Origin of the sequence: Pantoea sp. BJ2, from assembly GCF_040255075.1 — a bacterium.
Classification (GTDB): Bacteria; Pseudomonadota; Gammaproteobacteria; order Enterobacterales; family Enterobacteriaceae; genus Pantoea; species Pantoea leporis.
The window spans coordinates 45231-61806 of sequence record NZ_CP158293.1; the positions used below are offsets into that span (position 1 = coordinate 45231).

Below are 16576 nucleotides of genomic sequence, written 5' to 3' on the forward strand. Positions count from 1 at the left end.
TCTATTGGCTATCAGTCACCTCGTCTGTGGCGTAACCTTGCTGCATTGGAAACGTTCGAGCCGGCACGGCTCACGAGGAGAATTTCAGCATGAAAAAGATTGGCTTCTTATCTTTTGGTCACTGGACCCCATCATCACAATCCGCCACCCGTTCGGCGCAGGACGTGCTGCTGCAATCGATTGATTTAGCAGTCGCCGCTGAAGAGTTGGGTGCCGATGGCGCTTACTTCCGCGTGCACCACTTTGCGCGTCAGTTAAGCTCGCCGTTCCCGCTGTTGGCGGCGGTCGGTGCGCGCACCAAAAAGATTGAAATTGGTACCGGCGTGATCGACATGCGCTACGAAAACCCGCTGTATATGGCGGAAGATGCCGGTGCGGCGGATCTGATTTCCAACGGTCGTCTGCAGCTCGGTCTGAGCCGAGGCTCGCCGGAGCAGGTTATCGAAGGCTATCGCTACTTTGGCTTTGATCCGCAAAACGGTGAAAGCGATGCCGATATGGGCCGTCGCCATACCGAGGAACTGTTGGAAGTGCTGCGCGGTGAAGGTTTTGCTAAACCCAATCCGCAGCCGATGTTCCCCAATCCACCGGGCTTGTTACGTCTTGAGCCGTTCTCGGCCGGTTTGCGTGAGCGTATCTGGTGGGGATCGGGTTCCAACGCGACATCTATCTGGGCGGCGCAGCAGGGCATGAACCTGCAAAGCTCCACCCTGAAAGATGATGAAACTGGCGAGCCGTTCCACGTGCAGCAGGCGAAGCAGATTCGTGCTTATCGTCAGGCGTGGGAAGCGGCGGGTCATCAGCGTACGCCGCGTGTTTCGGTGAGCCGCAGCATTTTTGCGCTGACCAACGACACCGACCGCGCCTACTTTGGTCGCAGTGGACAGGATCGGGATTCGGTGGGTTTCCTCGACGAGAAAACCCGCGCCATCTTTGGTCGCAGTTATGCCGCCGAGCCGGATCAGTTGATCAAACAGCTGGCGCAGGACGAAGGGATTGCCGAAGCGGATACGCTGTTGCTGACTATCCCGAATCAGTTAGGCGTGGATTACTGTGCGCACGTGATTGAGAGCATTTTGACCCACGTTGCACCGGAGTTGGGTTGGCGTTGATGTAATAAATTGCGTTGCTACAACAGATGCACCATTCCGTAGCGGCGCGATTTATCGCGCAATAAATTGCCCCGCTACGAACACCGACTAATTACCCATCAAAACGCTGTTTCCAGTGAATCTGTGACGCAATAATCATCATCCACCAGCGGCAGATAGCGCCATTTATCAAAGGCGGTACAAGGATGCGAGATACCGCAGCCGACCCAATCGCCCACCTGCAGCGGCTCATCCTCCGGCAATAACAGATAAGCATGCTGATCGTTCACATCACTAATACGCAAATGCGTCGCCTTGCGTGGCACGCTGCCATCGGCGTTGCGGACCCATAACGGATTCGGCAGATCCTGATCGAACGGGACATCGCGGCGACCAAAATCCACGAATGCCAATCCCGGCTCCGGACGCGATAACACGCGGCCCCAAATCTCCAGCGCGGCAGCAAAATGATGCGTCGCGCCCGGCTGGGCAAAGGGCGCGATGCGCGCATACAATCCGCTGTCGTGCGCCATATAGGCCCCGGAACGGATCAACGGCGTGATCGGCAGCGGCAGTTTCGCTGCGGTGAAGCATGCCGTCACCACATCAAACCAGGCACCGCCACCGGCGCTGAGGATGATGTGATCGCTGGCAAACAGCTGCTTTTCCGCCAGCAATTCAGCGGTAGCGATCATCATCTGGCAGTAATCCTTCACGCGCTGAATGCCGCTTTCATCGCGGCCTGCGCCGAGCGCACCTTCATATCCGGCCACGCCCACCAGCTTGAGCGCCGGGCAGGCTGCGATCGCTTCGGCAATCGCCACCGCATCTTGCTGAGAACGACAGCCGGTGCGGCCGCCGCTCACCGACATCTCCAGCAGCACCGAAATCTGGCTGTCGCCGAGGTGCTGCGCCAAAAGCTTCACGCCCTGCAGCGAATCGACGTAGCACAGGAAGCCGTGATCGGGATGCTGCTGCTGCCATTGCGCAATCCAGCGAATGCCAGCCGGATCGACCAACTCGTTGGCAAGAAACACATTGCGGATACCGAACTGGCGCAGCGCACGCACCTGCGCAGGCGTGGCGGCACCCAAACCCCACGCGCCACCTTCGCTTATCGCGCGGCGCAGAATGGCGGGTGACATCGAGGTTTTCCCGTGCGCGGCCAGCATCACGCCGTTTTCGCGGCAGAAGTCTGCCAGCTGACGCAGGTTATTCTCCAGCGCCGACTGTTTCATGATCATCAGCGGCGAAAACACCTGATCGCTGCTCAGCACCGCCGTGCCGAGAGCCAGCGGCGACTCGCCGGCTCCGGCAACCGATTTAAAACGTGGCGCGGTTTGCTGCGCATCCAGTAATCCATCCGCCTGCAGCGGAAAGCGAATCGACATAGATCCTCCTGTTAGTGCTCAAGTACGCGTGATAAGAACTGCTGAGTGCGCGGGTTCTGCGGATTGACGAAAATCTGCTCGGGCGAACCTTGCTCGGCAATCACGCCCTGATCCATAAACACCACGCGGTCAGCGGTTTTGCGCGCGAAGCCCATTTCGTGCGTCACCACCACCATCGTCATGCCTTCACGCGCCAGGCTGCGCATCACTTCCATGACTTCGCCCACCAGTTCTGGATCCAGCGCCGAGGTGGCTTCATCGAAGAACATGATTTTTGGTTCTACTGCCAGCGCACGGGCAATCGCCACGCGCTGCTGCTGACCACCGGAAAGCTGCGCCGGATAGTGATGCGCGCGCTCGGCCAGTCCGACGCGCGTCAGTGCCGCCATGCCGCGCTTATTGGCTTCGGCTTCCGACAGCTTTTGCGCTTTGATCAGCGCCAGCGTGACGTTGCCGAGTGCGGTTTTGTGTGGGAACAGGTTGAACTGCTGGAACACCATGCCAACGTGACCGCAGATTTCGCTGGCGCGCTTGCGTTGGTGCAGCGGCACGTCATTGACCCACACTTCACCGCCGTCGGCCACTTCAAGCCCGCTCATGATGCGCAGCACGGTACTTTTGCCAGAGCCGGACGCGCCAATCAGCACCAGCACTTCGCCAGGTGAAACATCCAGGCTGATCTCTTTTAGCACCTGGGTTGCGCCAAACGATTTGGTTATCCGGCTTAAGGTAATGGCGGATTTGCTCATGAGATTTGGCTCCTGGTTTGATGATGTTGAACCCAACGGGAAAGCGGGAAGCAGACGGCGAAGTAGAGCAGGGCGACCAGACCGTAAACCACCACCGGCTGACCGATGCGATCGACAATCGCCTGGCCCTGATGCATCAGTTCGGACATGCCGATCATGCTGACGATCGAGGTGTCTTTGATCAGGGAAAGATACTGGCCCGCCAGCGGCGGCAGCACGATGCCGCGCGTTTGCGGCAGGATCACGCTTATAAAGGTCTGACGCTTCGACAGGCCCAAAATCCATGACACTTCCCACTGGCCTTTCGGCACCGCTTCGATACCCGCGCGAAACACTTCGGCGATATACGCGCCCTGATAGATGCTCAGGCCAAGAATACCGGCGGCAAACAGGTTGATGTCATAGCCGAAATAGGCGACGCCGAAGTAGATGAACATCAGCGTGATCAGTACCGGCGTGCCGCGAAACAGTTCGGTGTAGATCACCGCAATTTGCTTTAAGACCGGCAAACGGCTGGTGCGCAACACCGCCGCCAGTAAACCCAGCAGCGTGCTGCCAATGATCGCAGCCACTGACAGCAGCAGCGTAATACCGAGCCCTTTCAGCAGAATCGGTAACGAACTGATGATTAACTCGTTCATAGCGCGTTCTCCCGTTTCACTGGATTAGTCAGCCATTTTCTTGCCCACCACCAGGCGGACTTTTTTACCGGGGTCACCAGCGGCGGGTGGAACATGCGCCGTCCTGCCATCGTTCCCAGCCAGGAGAACAGGTTGCTCAGCACCAGATAGACCAGGGCAACGACGCTAAATGTCTGGATATACAGCAGCGTGCGCGCGTTAATCACCGTGGCGGTGCCGGTCAGTTCGGGCAACGCAATCGCAGACAGCAAAGAGGTGCCGAGCAGCAGCTGAATCAGGTTGTTGATAATGGCGGGCCACACCGCGCGCGCCGCCTGCGGCAGCACTACGGTAAGAAAAACCTGACGACGTGGAATGCCCAGCACCCACGCGGCTTCAAGCTGGCCTTTCGGTACCGATTGAATCCCCGCGCGGAAGGTTTCGGACAGATAGGCTCCGACGTTAATCCCCAGCGCCAGCACGCCAGCGGTAAAGGCGCTCATGGTGATGCCGAGCGACGGCAGACCAAAGAAGATGATGAAAATCTGCAGCAGCACCGGCGTGTTGCGGATGAACTCAACGTAGCAGTGACTGATCCAGCGCAGCGGGGCCAGCGGCGACGCTTTCGCCATTGCCGAGAGCAAACCGAGCGCCACTGCCAGCGCAAACGCCAGCAATGTCACTTGCAAGGTGAGCCACGCGGCGGCAAGAAAAGTGTCGGCGTAGCGCCACAGGGTTAGCCATTGATAACTCATGGTTCTGCTCCTTCGGGCGGCGCAGCAGCAGTTGCCGCGCCACGTGGGGATCAATATTGCGGATTCAGCGGATAACGCGGTTTGTTGCCGAACCATTTCTGATACAGCTGGGCGTTTTCACCGGAGGCGTTAATTTCAAACAGGAATTCGTTGAGATAGTTGGTCCAGACCTGATCGCCCTGCTTCACGCCAAAGGCGTTGTATTCCAGCGGCACCAGCGCTTCATTGGTCACGGTTAACGTTGGGTCGAGCTTGGCCTGATAGGCGAGGAAGTTGTTATCCTCGATCATCGCATCAGCCTGGCCCTGTTTCACCGCGAGGATGGCAGCCTGCGATGAGTCGTACTCCTGAATCTTCACGTCAATGCCCAGGTTGCGCACTTCGTCACCGTTGGTCGAGCCTTTTACCGTGGCGATGGTTTTGCCGCCCATATCGTGTGCGGACTGGATGCCGCTGTTCTTGCGCACCAGCATCGCTTCACTCGCCACCACATACGGGTTGGTGAAGCCGATCTCTTTGGCGCGTTCCAGATTGCGGGTGAAGTTGCAGAACACCACATCCACTTTATTGGTTTGCAGATTAGGAATGCGGTTGGCGCTGGTGGTGTTGACCATTTCTAGTTTCACGCCCATCTCTTTGGCCAGCGCTTTGGCGAGATCAACATCGTAGCCGTCCGGGTTACCGTCTTTATCGTAAAAACCGAACGGGGCGAAACTCAGGCAGTCACCGACGCGCAGCGTGCCACGTTGCAATACGGTTTGCAGCGCTGACTGCGGCGCGGCACCCGCTTCTTTTTTCTCTTCGGTTGGCGTACAGCCCGCCAGCGTCAGTAATACCAGCGCGCCGGCTAGCGCGTTGAGGCTCACTTTTAGCGATGTTGTCTTCATTGTTATGCTCTCTTTAGAAATTTTGACGAGACGGTGTAATACCGTTATTTCACAGCAAAATAGAAAGGCATCAATTAATAACAGGCTGTCCTGGTGTGGGCGGAGAAAGTAAACATTCGCCAGCCTGTTTTAACCGTAATATTTATTTACGATCGGCGCGGAAGCATTTCATATCGACTTCGACTTTGCAGTCGACGACTAAATCCTGCACGCTACAAATACGCGCCGGGGGATTTCCGCTAAATATCTCACTGAATACTTTATTAAATGAACTGAAATAACGCGCATCAGTTAATACCGCAGTGACATGCACCACATCCTCGACGCGATAACCGGCTTCGCGCATGATGGTGAGACAGTTTTCGAACGCCAGCTGCGTCTGTTCGATGATGCCACCTTCCACCACTTCACCGTCGCGCATCGGCGTTTGGCCGGAGATGTAGAGCCAGCCATCGGCTTCCACCGCGCGGGCAAACGGCAGTTTCTGCCCGCCGGTACCGGTTCCGCCTTCTACGCCATAACGTTTAATCGTCATCCCTTTCTGCTCCTGTTGCAGCAAAATCTGCTTACTGTGTTGTCTGATATACCAGACTGCTATCTGCAATACTGGATAGGGCAAGATTTGCACAGGAAATTTTCTTTTGCAATATGTGCACAGCGATTTAATTTTTTGTGATGTCGTCGGGATCGCAAAATAAAATTAACTTTTATTTGTTTTTATATTGTAGTGTGATCGTTATCGTAGTTTTAAAAACGTTGAGTGAGCGTATTGCGCCATAATGAGGCACCAAAATTGATCGTGCTAATTAATGGCAGGTAATTAATATTTATTTAATCCGGGATGGGTAAAAGCCGATGCGCGGTGTATCATGCCCTTCTTTCATTGCCTTTAGCTGTTGTACCCATGCCATCAAGGAGTGAGTTTATGCCGGACGAAAAACCCTCGCGGGCGCGCGGAGTTGACCGGGTTATTGATATCTTTCGGCAATTGCACAGCGCACGTCAGCCGATGTCGATGCGCGCGTTGATCGACGCCACCGGCGCACCCCGTTCCAGCATCTATGAATTAGTCAGCCTGCTAAGTGAAGCCGGTTTGGTGGAGCTGGATGCCGAAGGCGCAGTGTTCTTTGGCCGTGAGATGCACTATTACGGTGCGGATTATATGGCGCATAACGATCTGATCCGTCGGGCGCATCAACTCATGGTGGAGATTGTGGCGCGCCACGGTGAAACCGTGCAGCTCTGCATGCTGGAGGGCAACAAATACACCGTGGTGCTCTCTGAGAGCAATGCGCATCCGTTCAAAATCACTTCGGATATCGGCGTGCGTGTGCCGATTACCTGGACCGCGACCGGGCGTTTGCTGCTGAGTAACTGGTCGGACAGCGCGATTCTGGATTTGATCCCGGAGGAGGATTATCGCCTCGCCAGCGGCCAGATCCTCGATAAGCAGGCGTTTCTTGATGAAATTCATCACGCTGGAAAACTCGGTTACTGCATGACCGAAGGCTTGTCGGAAAGCTTTACCTGCTGCATGGCGGCGCCGATCCGTTCGCGCAGCGGTCAGGCGGTGGCGGCAATCTGTTTTATGGTCAGCCGCGATACGCCGCAGGAGCGTCGCCAGATGCTGCTGCAGGAACTGATCACTTCCGGACAAAAACTCTCTGATTTCACCTAACATCATCCCCATAAAACTCTGTTACAACTGATTGAAGTGGCGTTTATTCTCGCCACTTAAGGTTGTGTTAAGGTAATTGATAATAATAACTATTCTTTTTACCACGGAGTTTTGGCATGAAAACGCGCCTGCTTTTGGCAATGGGATTACTGGCTTCAACGGCGGCGGCTGCCTCCACGTATCCGCTGACCGTCACCGACATGGACGGCAACACGCAAACCATCAACAAAGAGCCGCAGCACATCATATTGCAGGATGGGCGCGACATTCTGACGCTGGCGCTGCTGGATCGCGACGATCCGTTTAAGCGCGTGGTGGCGTGGAACAATCTGCCGAAAAAACAGGACACGCAAACCTGGGATGTACTGAAAGGGCGCTGGCCGAAAGCGACGAAAATCGTCGATATGGGTTTTAACGATCAGGGCCAGGTCAATCTCGAAAGCGTGCTGGCGCAGAAACCTGATTTGATGATTGCGCAACTGCGCGCCAAACCGGCGTTACAGCAATCGGGCGTGCTCGGCACCTTGCAAAATCTGCATATCCCGGTGGTGTTCCTGGATTATGAACTGCATCCCGCGCAGAACACCGCGCCGAGCGTGACGCTGCTCGGTAAAGTGCTGAACCGCGAAAGCCAGGCCAGGGCTTATACCGATTTCTATCAGCAGAAATTCGCGCGCATCACCCAAGGCGTGGCGCAAGTAAAAGAGAAGCCAACGGTGTTTATCGAGCCGATAGCCGGGAATAGCGACAACTGCTGCTTTACGCACAGCCACAATGGCTGGGGCGGATTGGTGGAAGCGGTAGGCGGCAAAAATATCGGCTCTGAACTGCTGCCGGGCAATGCCGGATTTGTGGCGCTGGAAAAAATCATCGCCATGAAACCGGATGTCTACATCATGACCGGATCGAAACGTCCAAACGCTAATGTGTTGCCGTTTGGTTATGGCGTGCAGCCGGAAGAGGTGAAAGCCACCTTCCAGACGCTGCTGAAGCGCACCGGCCTGGCGCAGATCGAGCCGGTGAAACAGGGCCGCGTATATGGCGTGTACCACCACTTCTATAATCATCCGTACAATATCATCGGCATGGAAATTCTGGCGAAAGATCTCTATCCGCAACAGTTTGCCGATCTCAAACCGAACGCGGATTTCCGCACCATCGTTAAAAATTTCACCACGTTGCCGGATAACGCCATCGATTTGAGTTATCCCGACAACCAGTAATCGCAGGTTTCCCCGTCGCCGTAAGGTCGCCATTTATGGCGACCAATCCGCTCCATTAACATTCCTCAATGACAACGTTAATTGTTATGTTATAACATAACTAAAAACACCATTGCGCGTATGCCTATACGTCTTGTGAACCTTGTCATTCAGAGGAGTTGCTATGTCAGCATTAACCCAAAATCAGGATGGTTTCAAAAAACTTCCCGTCACCGTGCTTTCCGGCTTTCTCGGCGCAGGTAAAACCACGCTGCTCAATCATATTCTCAATAACCGCGAAGGGCGTCGTGTGGCGGTGATCGTCAATGATATGTCGGAAGTGAATATCGATGCCGCGCTGGTGCGCGAGGGCGGGGCAGAGCTGTCGCGCACCGACGAAAAGCTGGTGGAAATGAGTAACGGCTGCATCTGCTGCACATTGCGTGAAGATTTGCTGCTGGAGGTCAATCGTCTGGCGAAAGATGGCCGCTTCGATAATTTGGTGATCGAATCGACCGGCATTTCTGAACCGTTGCCGGTGGCGGAGACCTTCACCTTCGCCGATGAAGAGGGGCAGAGTCTGTCTGAAGTTGCCTCGCTCGACACCATGGTGACGGTGGTCGATGGCTTTAACTTTCTGCGTGACTATGAATCGAATGAGAGCATTCAGTCGCGCGGAGAATCATTGGGCGCTGAGGATGAGCGCACGGTGGTGGATTTATTGGTCGATCAAATCGAGTTCTGCGATGTACTGATTCTTAACAAAACTGACCTGATTAACGAGACGGAAAAAGCGCGGCTGATGGCGATCCTGACGTCGCTCAATCCGCGCGCCAACATTATCAACTCTGAATTCGGCAAAGTGGGATTGGATCAGGTGCTCAACACCGGTTTGTTTGATTTTGATGCCGCCGCGCAGGCGCCGGGCTGGCTGCAGGAGTTGCGTGGAGAACACACGCCCGAGACCGAAGAGTACGGCATTCGTAACTTCGTGTTCCGCGCGCGTCGTCCATTCCATCCGATGCGCTTTGCTCACTTCATTGAAAATGAGATGCACGGCGTGGTGCGTTCCAAAGGCTACTTCTGGCTCGCCAGCCGTCCGCGTCATGCCGGTTCATGGTCGCAGGCAGGCGGCGTATCGCGTCAGGGTTTAGCCGGCCTGTGGTGGGCCAGCGTGCCAAAAGATCGCTGGCCGGAAGATGCGGAAAACCTTGGCTACATCTTAGAAAACTGGGTTGACGGCAGCGGCGACGCGCGACAGGAACTGGTGTTTATCGGCATAGAAATGGATGAAAACGCGCTGCGAAGCAAACTGGAAGAGGCGCTGTTAACCGATGAGGAAATGGCGCTCGGACCCGATAACTGGGTGGAATTCCCCGACCCGTTCCAGCCATGGTTTAACTGATTAGTCAGGTCGCCATTCCTGGCGACCTTCATAATGACTCATTCCCAACCCACATCGACACCTCAACCCCATCGTTAAACTGCAGCGACATAAAACCACGATTACTGTGCACCAGCTCCAGATACTCCGGGCTGAAGTCGGCATCGTCGGCAACAATCAGCGCGCCGGGACGCAAAAACGGCTGCACCAACGTTACAATCTCCGGGTAAATCGCTTTTGCACCGTCCAGCACCAGCATATCGATGGTGGCCGGTAGATCGCGGCTCAATGTCTGCAACGCATCGCCCACGCGCACCTCAATCAAATCGCTGACGCCGGCATCGGCGAAATGATTACGAGCTAACGCCACTTTCCCCGGTTCAAACTCGCAGGTGATGATGTTACCGCCGCCGTTATCGCGCAGCGCCGCCGCCAGATGCAGCGTGGAAATGCCGAATGAGGTGCCAAATTCAACGATGGTTTTGGCATTGCTGCTGCGCGCCAGCATATACAGCAACTTGCCGGTTTCACGCGATACCGCTAACGGCACCTCTTTTAGATAACCATAAAGTTCCAGGTAATCGGTTTTGCTGTGTAGCAGGCGATGTTGCTCGGCGTCAGTCATGGTTCTGAAGGCATTATTGGTTGGATGCGCCATATTATCGGCCAGCTCAAACAGGTAATTCAGCAGCGGCGCCAGTGGCGCAGAGGTTAAGGTATTCATGTTGTTCTCCGTGCAGACAAATGGATTTTGCTGTGCCAACAGAATACGATGAATCATTCGCATTTCACTATTCGTGTTCAGGAGATGATAGTGACTGAACCACGTAACATTAAGATTTCACAGAGAAAAAGACCCAGGCAGGCGCGTTCCAGCGAGCTGGTTTCCGCCATTTTGCAGGCGGCTACTCAGGTTTTGGAGCTGGAAGGCGCCGCGCGTTTCACCACGGCGCGGGTGGCGGAACGCGCGGGCGTCAGTATTGGATCGCTGTATCAATATTTTCCCAATAAGGCAGCTATTCTTTTCCGATTACAAAGCGAAGAATGGCTACGCACTAGCGATTTGTTAGGTGCGATTCTGCGCAATACCGCCAACACGCCGCGTCAACGACTGCACGATCTCACACTGGCGTTTTTGCATTCGGAATGTGAAGAGGCGGCGATGCGCACCGCGCTGAATGACGCCGCACCTTTGTATCGTGATGCGCCGGAAGTGCAGGAAGCGCGCGCGGCGGGTGAAAACGTCATCAGTGATTTTCTGCGTGAAGTATTACCGCATTCAGAGGATGACGAACGGGCGCGCACCGCAGATTTATTGAACAGTACGCTGGGCAATGTTGGAAAACATTTTTCCGAATCGCCGCGCACGCCAGCTGAGATTCAGGCTTACGCGCAAGAGATGGCGGCGATGTTTTGTGCCTGGATCAGGGAAAAAGGCGCCGATTTACAGTAAAAGATGGACTGGAAATCTCTGAAAGCGGTTAACAAACTCATTATTCACATTCTCAATAATCCACACCGCGAGTAAGCTTAACAAAACTTTATTGAGCCGAATGAGCAAACGGGAGAGCAAAATGGCAGTGAAGATGATTGCGGTGGATATGGATGGCACTTTTCTCGATGACAACAAACAATACAACGCGCAGCGCTTTGCGCGTCAGTATGCGTTGCTGAAAGAGAAGGGCATTCGTTTCGTGGTCGCCAGCGGCAATCAGTATTATCAGTTGCTGCGCTACTTTCCTGATATCAAAGACGAGATCGCTTTTGTTGCGGAAAACGGCGCCTGGGTTTCTGACAGTAATGAAGAGATCTTCTGCGGCGAACTGGCGCAGGAGCGCGTGCATCAAATCCTCGACATCCTCGCTAAAGAGCCGGACATCAGCACCGTGGTCTGTGGCCGCAACGGCGCGTACGTGCACACCTCAATGTCCGACGAAGTGATTGCCATGTTGGCGAATCACTATCATCGTCTGGAAAAGCGCGACAATCTTTACGATATCGACGACACCATCTTTAAGTTCTCGCTGAATCTGGCGCACGAAGGCGTTGATGCCTTGATGGAACGTCTGCACGCTGAGTTGGGCGCGATTGAAAACATCATGCATCCGGTTTCCAGTGGTTTTGGGTTTGTGGATTTGATCATTCCCGGCTGCCACAAAGCGCATGGCATCGCGCTGCTGCAGGAAAAATGGGGCATTGATGATTGTGAAGTGGTGGCGATAGGCGACAGCGCCAATGACATCGAAATGTTGCGTCAGGCGTGCTACAGCTTCTCAATGGCGAACGCCGCCGCGCCAGTCAGCGCCGTGTCGCGTTACAGAACCGAAAGCAACAATGACGAAGGCGCGCTTAACGTGATCGCTCGCATTTTGGCGCGCGAAGTGCCGTTTGGCTGATGTTTTGGAGGTGTCGACAATGGTCAAAGTTGTGATTGTAATAGAGCATCGCGAGAACTAATATAGGTGCGAATCGGTACGATTTGACCAAAATAGGTGGGATTATGTATAGCTTTACAGCCAGCGAAGCCAAAATCCAGTTTGGCGAAGTTCTCAACAAAGCGACACGCGAGCCTGTCGGCATTACCAAAAATGGCAATCCAAAATTTGTCATTATGTCAGTGGACGATTACAACGCGCTGGAAGCACATAAGCTGGAGAATCTTCGCAATATGCTCACCGAGTCTATTGCTGCTTCCGAGCGAGGCGATGTTTACACTATGGAAGATGTTTTTAGTCCACTGACTGCTGAAGAAATCAAATCTGCCGGGGAGTAAACCCAGGGATGACCGTCATTTTTACCGGACCAGCAAGAAAGCAGGTCAGAGACATCAATGCACATTCGCATAAAACGTATGGGCCAATGACAGCGCAAATCCATGTTCAGGGTATGCAAAACACCTTGAGTCATTTAGATAAAAATCCGGGCACAGGCCGTAAACGTGACGAACTTGGCCCGAATATTTTGAGTTTCCCTAGCGGCTCCCACATGATTTTCTATCGTCTGGTGCCCGGTGGAATTGAAGTGCTCGCTGTTATTCATCAGCGTGATGATGTGGGTAAGTATTTCTCTTAGCGTTTTAAGTCAATGATCTTGAGAACTCATCACGGGTTCACTAACTGAAATATCCCGCCTCGCGCATATCCTGCAATAACCCCGGCCCGCTCGGCTGCCAATTAAACGTCTGACGCGTCCACGCGCTGGATGACGGATTGTCAGTTGACGCGAAAAATGCCATCCAGCCTAACCACGCTTTTGCTTCTTCCAGCGTCAGGCTTTTCACCGGCAGTGATAATCCGGTGCCGATGGTTTCGGCAATCTGCCGGAATGGCACCCCTTCTTCCTGTACTGCATGCAGAATCGCGCCCGGCTCAGCTTTTTCAGCCGCGAGGCAAAACAGTTCAGCGGCATCATCGCGATGCACCGCGGGCCAGCGATTCTCACCCTCGCCGACATACACCGCTGCGCCTTTTTCCTTTGCCATATTGATGATCATCGGAATAAATCCGTGATCGCCTGCGCCATGTACGGTTGGCGGTAAACGCACCAGCGCCACGCGCACACCGCTGTCGGCCAGCGCCAGCGCGGCGACGTTGGAGTTGGAACGTGGATGCGCGCCCGCTGCTGGTTGAATCTGTTCGGTTGCGAGACGTCCCGGCGACACCAGCGCGGTGCCGGTGGTGACAATCAGCGGGCGATCTGAACCTGCCAATACGTCACCCATCGCCAGAATCGCGCGTTGGTCGACCTCGGCGGCATGATCCATGCGGCTGAAATCATGAATATATCCTGCGTGGATCACGCCATCGCTCTGTTCGACCGCCTTACGCAGGCCGTCGAGATCTTGCAGATCGCCGCGAATTACCTGCACACCTTGCTGCTGAAGTTTTTCTGCGGAAACTTCGCTGCGCGCCAGACCTTGCACCTGATAACCGCGCGCCTGGAGTTTTTTTACAATGGCGGAACCGATAAAGCCGCTCGCCCCGGTCACAAAAATTCGCATATTGGTGCTCCACTTTTTCAAAGTTGAAGCACTATCATAAAAGTCTGCAACGCGACGAAAAGTCGTGAGCTTATACAGGTATACGCACTAACAGGATAAAGGCATGACTCCCCAAGATGACAACCTGCTCGGCAACTATCTGCGTGAACGTCGCCAGCGGCTGGATGCGGCGAAACTTGGTTACACTCTACTTCGTCGCCGCACGCCGGGCCTGCGCCGGGAAGAAGTTGCGGTGCGCGCGTGTGTCAGCACTACCTGGTATACGTGGCTGGAGCAGGGCAGAGGCGGCGCGCCATCGGAAGAAGTATTGGAACGCTTAGCCCGCGCATTAGAGCTGAGCGCCGCCGAGCGCGATCATCTGTTTTTGCTGGCGCAAAATCGTCTGCCTGGCGTGACATGGCAGGCGGGCGTGGATGTTTCGCCATCGCTGCAGCGCGTGCTCGACAGCATGGAGAACACGCCAGCGCTGGTCAAAACCGCAGAGTGGCAAGTGGTGGCGTGGAACCGTGCGGCAACCAAAGTGTTTGTCGATTACGCCGAACTGCCGCCTGCCCAGCGCAATATACTGCTGATGATGTTTCGCAACGAGGAGATGAAAAAGCGTCTGCCGGACTGGCATAAAGTGACACGCGGCATGGTGGCCAACTTCCGCGCAGATGTGGCGCGCACCGGCGCCAGCGAGCATGTGCGCGCGCTGGTGGAGGAGCTGTGCGAGATGAGCGACACCTTCCGCCAGCTGTGGCAATCACAGGAAGTGAGTCAGCATGGCGAAGGTATTAAACAGCTGTGGCTGCCGGACGAAGGCGTACTTGAGATGGAATACAGCACCTTTGCGGTTGAAGGTAAACCGGGTTTAAGCCTGGTGGTGTTTAATCCGCGTCAGCAGCACGATCGGGAATGTGTGGCGCGGCTGATGGCACGTCCGTAGCGGCGCGAAAGTGGGCTTCCATCTCATCCAGCGCCGCCTGATTCTCCAGCCCCCATTGATACATCTGCTCGATCGGTGCCGCGAACGTCATGCCGAGCGGTGTTAGGCGATAATCGACTTTCGGCGGCACCACATCATAAACGTGACGCGCAATCAGCCCGCGCTGCTCCAGCTCTTTCAATGTCTGAAACAGCATCTTCTTCGAAATTCCCTGCAGACTGCGCTGGAGCTCGCCAGTGCGCGCGCGATGGTTAGGCCAATGATAGAGCGCATGCAGAACCATGCTGCTCCATTTCACCGAAAACAGATCCATTAACCGTCGCGGCGGCGAATCCGCATAAAAAAACAGTTTACCGTCTACCATCGCGGGCATAGTTCTCGTCTCCTGAATGGTTACCAAAAGGTAACTACTATCAATTTTGCACCATGTTCACTATAGTCTGCCGCCTTCAGCTAGCCAAAGCCAACTCATTTCGGAGGCCCTATGAAAATCAATGCATTAGTCGCGCACGACGCGGTCCAACCGCTCTCTTCAGGCCAGATTGCATTGCGACCGCTGCAACAGCAGGATGTCAAAATTGAAATTCTGTATTGCGGTGTGTGCCATTCGGATCTGCACATGGCCCGTAACGAATGGGCGGTCAGCCGCTATCCGCTGGTGCCGGGACATGAAATTGTCGGACGCGTTGTTGAAACCGGCGCGGACGTAACGAATTTCAAAGCCGGTGATGTAGTTGGCGTCGGCGTAATGGTCGATTCCTGCCGCGAATGCCATTTCTGTCAGCAGCAAGAAGAGCAATATTGTGAATCCGGCTTTGTGGCGACCTATAACGGCATCGACAAATACACCGGCGACAGCACGTGGGGCGGCTATGCGCAGAATGTGGTGGTCGATCAGCACTTTGTGGTGTCCGTACCGCAAACCTTGCCACTGGCTGGCGTTGCACCGCTGTTGTGTGCGGGCGTTACCGTATGGTCGCCGCTGCGTCACTTTAACGTAAAAGCCGGCGATAAAGTCGGCGTAGTCGGTTTGGGCGGATTAGGGCATATGGCAGTTAAGCTGGCGAGCGCAATGGGCGCGGAAGTCACGCTTTTCACCACTTCACCCGGCAAAGGTGAAGATGCGCTGCGCTTGGGTGCGACGCGCGTGGTGGTTTCACGTGACGCCGGGCAGATGGCCGCCGCGCAAACTTCACTGGATTTCATCGTAGACTGCGTCTCGGCTCCGCACGATCTCGATCCTTACCTTGCCACGCTGAAAACCAACGGTCGCCTGGTGCTGGTGGGCATCCCGGAGCAACCGCACCAGTCTCCAAATGTGACGCCGATGGTAAATCGTCGTTTGAGCATTAGCGGCTCATCAATTGGCAGCATTCAGGAAACTCAGGAGATGCTGGATTTCTGCGGCAAGCACAATATCACTGCTGATATTGAAGTGATTGCCGGTCAAGAGATCGAAACAGCCTTCGCGCGCATGTTGAAGGGCAATGTTAAGTATCGTTTCGTTATCGATATGCAAGCGACACGCTGGTAAAACCATTAACGCCTGCGCTTTTCCGCAGGCGAATTCATCCTGAAATCGCCATCTTCGCTGAGACACAAACTGCTGATATCATTGAATTTTAAAGCAAGCCAGACCAATAATTTCGACAAACGTAGATTTTAGCTCATATAGTTACAACATACTTTAATGTGAAATGCTAACCAGTAGAGCAAACTTTTGCTGACGAGCTGATTTGGGTTAGTCAGGAAAAAAAGTAAAGTCGTGGGTGATGGGATTACCACCCCGTCTAGGTTTCAGCAAGTTAGCGCAACAGGTTTGCCCCTAAATTTTGCGTACTGCTCTCAATAGCACGTCACATCCTGCAATCACTTTTTGCACCATCCTGAA

General features: G+C 54.5%; 19 protein-coding genes. 10 read left to right on the forward strand and 9 right to left on the reverse strand.

Annotation, left to right across the window (positions count from 1 at the left end; all coding sequences use genetic code 11):
• The first annotated feature begins 89 nt into the window (after window positions 1-89).
• A complete protein-coding gene (locus AAF463_RS19830; protein ID WP_137387124.1) occupies window positions 90-1112 on the forward strand; it encodes an LLM class flavin-dependent oxidoreductase in 1023 nt (340 codons plus the stop codon).
• 98 nt (window positions 1113-1210) lie between these two features.
• Here the strand turns inward: AAF463_RS19830 and AAF463_RS19835 are convergent, their stop codons facing one another.
• From AAF463_RS19835 to AAF463_RS19860, 6 genes are all read right to left on the reverse strand, one after another.
• Entirely contained in the window at window positions 1211-2482 is a 1272-nt protein-coding gene (locus tag AAF463_RS19835; RefSeq protein WP_350262273.1) for an alanine racemase, read from the reverse strand.
• 11 nt (window positions 2483-2493) lie between these two features.
• Window positions 2494-3231 (reverse strand): amino acid ABC transporter ATP-binding protein, encoded by a 738-nt coding sequence (locus AAF463_RS19840; RefSeq protein ID WP_008109157.1) that lies wholly within the window; start codon window positions 3229-3231, stop codon window positions 2494-2496.
• Complete coding sequence (locus AAF463_RS19845) at window positions 3228-3872, reverse strand: amino acid ABC transporter permease (RefSeq protein ID WP_350262274.1); 645 nt, start codon at window positions 3870-3872, stop codon at window positions 3228-3230. The genes AAF463_RS19840 and AAF463_RS19845 overlap by 4 nt, the downstream gene beginning before the upstream one ends.
• Window positions 3869-4606, reverse strand: a complete 738-nt coding sequence (locus AAF463_RS19850) for an amino acid ABC transporter permease (RefSeq protein ID WP_350262275.1) — start codon at window positions 4604-4606, stop codon at window positions 3869-3871. Before AAF463_RS19850 ends, AAF463_RS19845 begins: the two co-directional genes overlap by 4 nt.
• A gap of 50 nt (window positions 4607-4656) precedes the next feature.
• Window positions 4657-5493 (reverse strand): transporter substrate-binding domain-containing protein, encoded by an 837-nt coding sequence (locus tag AAF463_RS19855; RefSeq protein WP_008109152.1) that lies wholly within the window; start codon window positions 5491-5493, stop codon window positions 4657-4659.
• Between the two features lie 142 nt (window positions 5494-5635).
• Window positions 5636-6028 (reverse strand): RidA family protein, encoded by a 393-nt coding sequence (locus tag AAF463_RS19860; RefSeq protein WP_008109150.1) that lies wholly within the window; start codon window positions 6026-6028, stop codon window positions 5636-5638.
• 390 nt (window positions 6029-6418) lie between these two features.
• On the opposite strand from AAF463_RS19860, the gene AAF463_RS19865 reads away from it, so the two are divergent.
• The 3 genes from AAF463_RS19865 (at window position 6419) to zigA (ending at window position 9778) form a co-directional block, all read left to right on the forward strand.
• Window positions 6419-7171 carry an IclR family transcriptional regulator gene (locus AAF463_RS19865; protein WP_176973282.1) on the forward strand — a complete coding sequence of 251 codons (753 nt, stop codon included), beginning with the start codon at window positions 6419-6421 and terminating at the stop codon, window positions 7169-7171.
• A 116-nt stretch (window positions 7172-7287) separates the two neighbouring features.
• Window positions 7288-8394: an ABC transporter substrate-binding protein gene (locus AAF463_RS19870; protein ID WP_350262276.1), complete on the forward strand. Its 1107-nt coding sequence runs from the start codon at window positions 7288-7290 to the stop codon at window positions 8392-8394.
• A 163-nt stretch (window positions 8395-8557) separates the two neighbouring features.
• Complete coding sequence (gene zigA, locus AAF463_RS19875) at window positions 8558-9778, forward strand: zinc metallochaperone GTPase ZigA (RefSeq protein ID WP_350262277.1); 1221 nt, start codon at window positions 8558-8560, stop codon at window positions 9776-9778.
• 28 nt (window positions 9779-9806) lie between these two features.
• Here zigA and AAF463_RS19880 read toward each other — a convergent pair whose 3' ends face one another.
• A complete protein-coding gene (locus AAF463_RS19880) occupies window positions 9807-10481 on the reverse strand; it encodes an O-methyltransferase (RefSeq protein WP_350262278.1) in 675 nt (224 codons plus the stop codon).
• 84 nt (window positions 10482-10565) lie between these two features.
• Here AAF463_RS19880 and AAF463_RS19885 point away from each other — a divergent pair, with 84 nt between their 5' ends.
• The 4 genes from AAF463_RS19885 to AAF463_RS19900 all read left to right on the forward strand — a co-directional run bounded on the left by AAF463_RS19885 (window position 10566) and on the right by AAF463_RS19900 (window position 12829).
• Window positions 10566-11210 (forward strand): TetR family transcriptional regulator, encoded by a 645-nt coding sequence (locus AAF463_RS19885; protein ID WP_350262279.1) that lies wholly within the window; start codon window positions 10566-10568, stop codon window positions 11208-11210.
• Window positions 11211-11331: 121 nt separating this feature from the next.
• The gene (locus tag AAF463_RS19890; RefSeq protein ID WP_101761208.1) at window positions 11332-12153 is read left to right on the forward strand and encodes a Cof-type HAD-IIB family hydrolase; all 822 of its coding nucleotides are present in this window, start codon (window positions 11332-11334) and stop codon (window positions 12151-12153) included.
• 104 nt (window positions 12154-12257) lie between these two features.
• On the forward strand, window positions 12258-12530 hold the full coding sequence (locus tag AAF463_RS19895; RefSeq protein WP_137387115.1) for a type II toxin-antitoxin system Phd/YefM family antitoxin: 273 nt from the start codon (window positions 12258-12260) through the stop codon (window positions 12528-12530).
• Between the two features lie 8 nt (window positions 12531-12538).
• Entirely contained in the window at window positions 12539-12829 is a 291-nt protein-coding gene (locus AAF463_RS19900; RefSeq protein WP_350262280.1) for a type II toxin-antitoxin system RelE/ParE family toxin, read from the forward strand.
• 40 nt (window positions 12830-12869) lie between these two features.
• Here AAF463_RS19900 and AAF463_RS19905 read toward each other — a convergent pair whose 3' ends face one another.
• On the reverse strand, window positions 12870-13757 hold the full coding sequence (locus AAF463_RS19905; protein ID WP_350262281.1) for an SDR family oxidoreductase: 888 nt from the start codon (window positions 13755-13757) through the stop codon (window positions 12870-12872).
• Window positions 13758-13860: 103 nt separating this feature from the next.
• Here AAF463_RS19905 and AAF463_RS19910 point away from each other — a divergent pair, with 103 nt between their 5' ends.
• The gene (locus AAF463_RS19910; protein ID WP_350262282.1) at window positions 13861-14685 is read left to right on the forward strand and encodes a helix-turn-helix transcriptional regulator; all 825 of its coding nucleotides are present in this window, start codon (window positions 13861-13863) and stop codon (window positions 14683-14685) included.
• Here AAF463_RS19910 and AAF463_RS19915 read toward each other — a convergent pair.
• Window positions 14627-15058 carry a helix-turn-helix domain-containing protein gene (locus AAF463_RS19915; RefSeq protein WP_110867090.1) on the reverse strand — a complete coding sequence of 144 codons (432 nt, stop codon included), beginning with the start codon at window positions 15056-15058 and terminating at the stop codon, window positions 14627-14629. The two genes, AAF463_RS19910 and AAF463_RS19915, sit on opposite strands and share 59 nt — an antisense overlap.
• A 111-nt stretch (window positions 15059-15169) precedes the next feature.
• Between AAF463_RS19915 and AAF463_RS19920 the strand changes: the two genes are divergently transcribed.
• Window positions 15170-16219, forward strand: a complete 1050-nt coding sequence (locus tag AAF463_RS19920) for an NAD(P)-dependent alcohol dehydrogenase (RefSeq protein ID WP_350262283.1) — start codon at window positions 15170-15172, stop codon at window positions 16217-16219.
• Window positions 16220-16576: the final 357 nt, after the last annotated feature.